5 protein-coding genes are annotated in these 6,005 nt (G+C 42.5%); 4 read left to right on the top strand and 1 reads right to left on the bottom strand.

Features of this window, described 5'->3' with window-relative positions; genetic code table 11:
- Positions 1-308: 308 nt before the first annotated feature.
- The 3 genes from DW917_RS16015 (at position 309) to DW917_RS16005 (ending at position 2,196) form a co-directional block, all read left to right on the top strand.
- Entirely contained in the window at positions 309-488 is a 180-nt protein-coding gene (locus DW917_RS16015) for a fibronectin type III-like domain-contianing protein (protein ID WP_118120333.1), read from the top strand.
- A gap of 112 nt (positions 489-600) precedes the next feature.
- The gene (locus tag DW917_RS16010; RefSeq protein ID WP_118120331.1) at positions 601-921 is read left to right on the top strand and encodes a helix-turn-helix domain-containing protein; all 321 of its coding nucleotides are present in this window, start codon (positions 601-603) and stop codon (positions 919-921) included.
- Between the two features lie 3 nt (positions 922-924).
- On the top strand, positions 925-2,196 hold the full coding sequence (locus DW917_RS16005; RefSeq protein ID WP_118120329.1) for a type II toxin-antitoxin system HipA family toxin: 1,272 nt from the start codon (positions 925-927) through the stop codon (positions 2,194-2,196).
- Between the two features lie 321 nt (positions 2,197-2,517).
- On the opposite strand, the gene DW917_RS16000 is transcribed toward DW917_RS16005, so the two are convergent.
- Positions 2,518-4,104 carry an ATP-binding protein gene (locus DW917_RS16000; RefSeq protein ID WP_118120326.1) on the bottom strand — a complete coding sequence of 529 codons (1,587 nt, stop codon included), beginning with the start codon at positions 4,102-4,104 and terminating at the stop codon, positions 2,518-2,520.
- Positions 4,105-4,328: 224 nt separating this feature from the next.
- On the opposite strand from DW917_RS16000, the gene DW917_RS15995 reads away from it, so the two are divergent.
- On the top strand, positions 4,329-5,474 hold the full coding sequence (locus DW917_RS15995; RefSeq protein ID WP_118120324.1) for a glycerate kinase: 1,146 nt from the start codon (positions 4,329-4,331) through the stop codon (positions 5,472-5,474).
- Positions 5,475-6,005: the final 531 nt, after the last annotated feature.

The raw sequence follows: 6,005 nt of genomic DNA, 5'->3' as shown, positions 1-6,005 counted from the left end.
GCAGGGTTAAGTATGCGCTAAATTAATTCCGCCAACGGGTTTGATAATGTTATTTTTATCTTTTCTTTTCGATTGCCTTTCCCTCAAGACTCCGTCGTTCTTTCGAACTTCTTCATCTTTTAGCTTCAGCTTTCACTCTCATGTTGAGCAACTTGCGTGCCAGCGGCTGATATATGACAAAGTTGACATAATAAGCTAAATAATTTAAACTTTGCTGCCAATTTGTGCGGTGGTTTCAAAAAAAGATGTAACTTTGTCACCGAGATTAAAAACAATCACAAGAACAAAGATTATAACATTTAAGAAAAGTGAAGAATTCTTCGGCTTATTCCTTGAGCTTCTCTTTATCTAATAAAGGTAATAGGGAAGGAACGGAAGTGGTGCAGGTTTGCATCCGTAGAATGGATGATGCTGAGGGACCGATCAAGACCCTGAAAGCCTTCAAGCGCATTGCTTTGAAAGCGGGCGAGAAGCAACAGGTACCTTAGGATGAGTTGGTTATTGTAATTGCAATCTTAATCTTTCCTAATTATTCACGCTAACCCATATTATAATGAAGTATTTTTCATATATTTGCACATTATAATTAAGTATATAAGTATGTCTAAGAGTACAATGGCAAACAAACTTCCCAGGAAGTTGTTGCAAAAAATGGCTATCGTTGGCGAGCAAATCAAGTTGGCTAGGCTACGTCGAAACCTAAGCATGGCACAGGTGGCTGAAAGGGCTACATGCTCGGAGGTAACTTTATGCAAGGTGGAAAAGGGGATGCCGACAGTGTCAATAGGCATCTACCTGCGAGTGCTGTATGCACTACAGTTGGACGATGACATTCTGCTGCTTGCCAAGGATGACAAACTCGGCAGGTCCTTGCAAGACTTGGGGTTGAAAAATCGTCAAAGGGCAACTAAAAAAGAATAAGGAATGGAGAAACTGTTCGTTTTTGGAGATTTTAACTGGCTGCAGGAGCCAGAGTTTATAGGGGAACTATGTTACGAAAAGTTACGTGGTTCGGATAGTTATGCCTTCAAGTTTGACAACGATTGGCTCAACCTTCATGCAGGAATCAAACTCTCGGAAGACATCAACAACTATCCCGGCATGCAATACACCTTGCCTGGCAATGATATTTTTGGATGTTTTGCCGACGCTTTGCCTGATAGATGGGGAAGGACTCTCCTCAAGAGGAGGGAGCAGTTGCAAGCAGAGGAAGAGCAAAGGGCTCCACGCAACCTGTCTTCTTTCGATTACTTGGTGGGTATTGATGATTTCTCCCGAATGGGTGGTTTCAGGTTTAAGAAAGAAAAGGACGGGGGGTTCATCAATGTTTCTCCTTCTCTAAAAATTCCACCATTGACGGAAATACGAGAGCTTATTTATGCCAGTCAAGAGATAGAAAAATGTGAGGAGGAAGATGTCATGCCTGAAAAGAAGTGGATTGCCCAGCTGATACAGCCAGGAACATCACTTGGTGGCGCAAGACCGAAGGCAGGCGTATTGGATGAGGAAGGCAGGCTCTGCATCGCCAAATTCCCATCTCGGAATGACGATTATGATGCAGGATTATGGGAGCATTTCTCTCATCTGCTGGCCCTACAAGCTGGTATCCATGTGGCAGAGACTCGTTTGTGGGGAGGATTGGGTAAGTATCATACCCTCTTATCCAAGCGTTTTGACAGAACGGATGAAGGCCGGAGAATCCATTTTGCCTCCTGTATGTCTTTGCTGGGACTTAAAGATGGAGACAACGCACAAGGTGGTTACGGTTATCTGGATATTGTGGATTTCATTCTACAAGGATGCTGTGATGTAGAGACGAATTTACGGGAGCTCTATCGTAGGGTCGCCTTCAATATTTGCATAGGTAACTCAGACGATCATTTCCGCAACCATGGATTCTTGTTGACACCCAAAGGATGGACGCTCTCCCCGGCCTACGACATGAATCCAACCAACAATTTATACCAAAGCTTGCTTATCAATGCCGTTTCCAATAAGGCGGACATTCAAGTGCTGTTGGAGTCATGTGAGGATTATATGATTAATCGAAAGGTGGCTCAGGGCATCATCAAGGATGTACAAACTGCCGTGAGCAATTGGGAAGCTCTTGCCAAGCAATTGCAAATTCCACAAAGAGAGCAAGCAATGTTTAAGGATAGGTTCAAGTTTAACCTAAATTATAATGAAAGTATTTGAATATTTACTTCATTATAATTTGGGTTATACTGTTCGAATTAAGAGAAAAGAGCTCACTTTAAAAAGGGGCATATTTTGAATCCAGCATGACCACACTGGTCATGCTGAGTGAAACATAGCAATTGGCTCCGCTGGTGAATATCTTTCGAGAAATTGCCATGAAATATAAACATTTTAAACAGGCCTTACTTTTTAAAGTGGGCTCATACTTCCAGATTCGGGAAATAAAACGAGAGCATCCAGCTTAAGAAAAGCCTCCCATTTTGGCAGTAAAGTATAAAATTTTAAACTTTACTGCCATTTTCCTTCTTTTATTCTTCTTCAATTCTTCTTTAATCCTTCTTTATCTTCTTTGATAATCCAGTCTCCGATGGTTCGCTGGTTACTGTCATAGTTGACACCTACTTTTACCAGTCGTTTGCCGTTGGCTGAATAAGGAATCAGGTATCCCTTTTCTTCTATCTGCTTGATGGCTTCTTCTGCCGAACCATCATACTTCAGTTCGAAGACATAGGTGGTGTCTGGCAGTTGGAGCACAGCATCGGCTCTGCCTATGGCACTATCTTCTTCTACCTTGATAAGGGCGCCCATCAGATTGAAAATCAGATAGAAAACCGTCTGAAAATCTCTTTCGTTCTTATTCGACAGGCGGTTGGAAATGCTGGAGAGATAAGCCTTCAGGCGAACCATGGCACCCTCAAGATCATTTTCGTAAAGCATTTCTACAAATTCATTCACCAGTCCGTTATTGTCGATGGATAAGGGAGACAGATAGTTGGGAGCCAGACTCTTGAGCATTCCGATCTTGACTTCCTGGTTTGGGTAGCCCAATCTGTAACTCTTGGTGATGGGACTGTATTTCTTGATGGTAAGATAACCGCTCTGATAGAGCAATGGCAGGGCTGAGGTTACCTGCTCAGGCGACACATCGAAGTCGTCAACACTAGCTCCCTTTCTCTCAATCTCCATCACGTTGACTTGGTGTTTCTGCAGGGTTTTGATCAGATAGGTTGGTGTTCCCGATCCAAACCAGTAGGAATCTATCTTCTGACTGTTCATTGCCCTGATCAGACTGAACGGATTGAATACATCTTCTGCATGTTCGCTGAAATGGTAGCCATCGTAATACTGTCGTAATTCTTCCAGGCATTGTTCGTATGTCAGGCCGAGCGCTCTTCCCAATCCTTCCACATCTGGTTTCATTGCGGTGGTAAGTTCTGTCTTACTGATGCCGCAGATGGCAGAATATTGGTCGAGCATGCTGATGTTGTCGAGGTTGTTGAGTTCGCTGAAGATGCTGAGCTGTGAGAATTTGGTAATGCCTGTGATGAACGTAAATTCCAGATAGGGGTCGAGTTTCTTCAGCGGACTGTAGAAATTCTGCATGATGAGCCTGAGCTGCTTCAGATTATCTTTTTCGTGAACTACATCAAGCAAAGGGGCGTCGTATTCATCGATGGTGACAACCGCTTTTTTGCCAGTCTGCTGATAAGCCCGCTTAATAATACCTTCCAGTCTTTCATTAGGGTGAATCTCGCCTTCCCCCTTACCATAAAGTTCTTCGTAAGGTAAAAGTTCTAGATTAAGATAATTCTTCAAGGCATCAGCATCAAAATGCTTGGCGCCGCTCATATCGAAATGGAGCACAGGATGCTTCACCCATTCTTTCTCATAGTCGGCGATGGCTAATCCTTCGAAAAGTTCCTTCTTGCCCTCGAAATAAGCCTGGAGCGTAGAGGCAAAAAGCGACTTGCCGAATCGCCTAGGACGACTCAGAAAAATATATTTCATACCTTTTTCTCTAAAATCCACAATGTATTTAGTCTTATCTATATAGAGATAATTTTTCGTGCGGATTTCTTCAAAAGTCTGTATTCCTACAGGATATTTATTTACGATTTCTGCCATATTCTCACTTGATTTTACGTTTCACGCTGCTAAGTTACAAATATTTTTTGGAATATAGGCAGCGATTAAGTTTTTTTTTGCGTGGTATTTCGTATAAGCGGAATTGTTTTTGAAAGTTTTTCCCAAAAAGGTTTGTGATTTCAGGAATAATGGCTAATTTTGCGGGCGGGAAGGGGACGCCTCTTCGTAGGCGGTGCTTCCGGGAATGATAATATAAATAGAATATGAATAGGAAAAATGATGGCCTCAGACTGATGGATGGGGCTGGATATAAGAAGATAATAATTGCTTGCGACTCTTATAAGGGTTGCCTTTCGAGCAGAGAGGTGAATGAGGCGATTGCTTCGGGATTAAAGGAATGGGATTCGGAAGATGTTTCTTCTGGAATAGAGAATGTGGATTCTGATGCTGCTTTTCCCGAAATCATTTGTCTCGAAATGAGTGATGGGGGAGAGGGAATGCTCGATGCCTTTCTCTCGGCGATGAAAGGAGAGCGAGTGAGCATTCATGCCCATGATGCGCTGATGAGATGGATAGAGGCTGAGTATGGAATCGTGAATGATACGGCAATTATTGAGATTGCGCAGGCTGCCGGACTGGCTTTGATAGAACCCGAACAGCGCAATCCTTTTAAGGCTACTTCCTGGGGCGTGGGCGAGATGATAATGAATGCTTATCGCCGGGGCGTGCGCCATTTCATCGTAGGATTGGGCGGAAGTGCTACATCCGATTGCGGTATCGGAATGCTCAAGGCAATGGGCGACGACTGGAAGAAAATCCGACAGGAATGCAGTTTTGTGCTGGCTTCGGATGTTACCAATCCGCTCTGTGGTGAAAACGGTGCGGCTCATGTTTTTGCGCCTCAGAAGGGAGCCGATGCTGAGATGGTGAAAATGCTGGATGCTCGGGCAGGGAAGTTTGCTGAGGTGAGTGCCAAGCATTTCGGTTATGATAGGAGTGAGGTGCCTGGTGCTGGTGCTGCCGGTGGATTAGGCTATGCTTTCCTGCAATATTTTGGTGCAGAGGTTTCTGCTGGAGCCGAACTTCTGTTGCGAGAAATCGGCTTTGATGAGATGATTCGGGATGCTGATCTCGTGATAACGGGTGAAGGACATAGCGACAGACAGACCTTGATGGGAAAGTTGCCACAGCGGATTTTGGAACATGTCTTGAAAAATAAAGCCACGACAGACCAGCAAATCTGGTTGGTATCTGGAGGAGTCAGCGAAAAGCAGGCGCTTCTTGACGCAGGCTTTGATCAGGTTCTTGCCGTATCTCCTCAGAATATGAATTTAGAGGAAGCGATGAATCCTAAAATTGCCAAAAGAAATATTGCGAATGCAATCAAAGTTTCCTTTGGAAATGCTTAGACCTCTTTTAAAGAATAATCCATGTTTTTGGGCCAATGATCAGGACTTTCTTTGCCATTCTTCGGTTCTATCTTTTGAGGATCATAAATTTTTCTTTGGATTGATTCCTGATTGAGAAAAAGTGAAATCGTATATTTTTAGGTACAATAAGCTTAAAAATATACGATTTTACATATTTATTTTCTGTTTTTACATGTTATTTGAACGATTGATGGTTGTTTTTGAACGTTTTGAAGGAAAAAACGACCATCCGTATGGTTGGTGATTCAGTATTTTTCAGTGTAGTATCATCAGTTGTAAATTTCCATAAACACACACATTTTTTATTATTTTACAATTTCGTGAATGGGGATTTTCATACTTTTGCACCCAGTTATGATTTAACAAAACAGTAACTTGATGTCCTATCACATTTTGTTGCCTATATGATGATTACTTATTTATTGAACTTTAAATTTTGAAAGATGATGAAAATGTTTTTACTATCATTTAACTAAAGTTTCCCACCCCAAAATAGTAGGGTAAAAATAA

The organism is Prevotella sp. AM42-24 (assembly GCF_003461825.1).
In the GTDB taxonomy this organism is placed as follows: domain Bacteria; phylum Bacteroidota; class Bacteroidia; order Bacteroidales; family Bacteroidaceae; genus Prevotella; species Prevotella hominis.
Note: the sequence above shows the minus strand (reverse complement) of the source record. Positions and strands in the feature narration are given on the sequence as shown.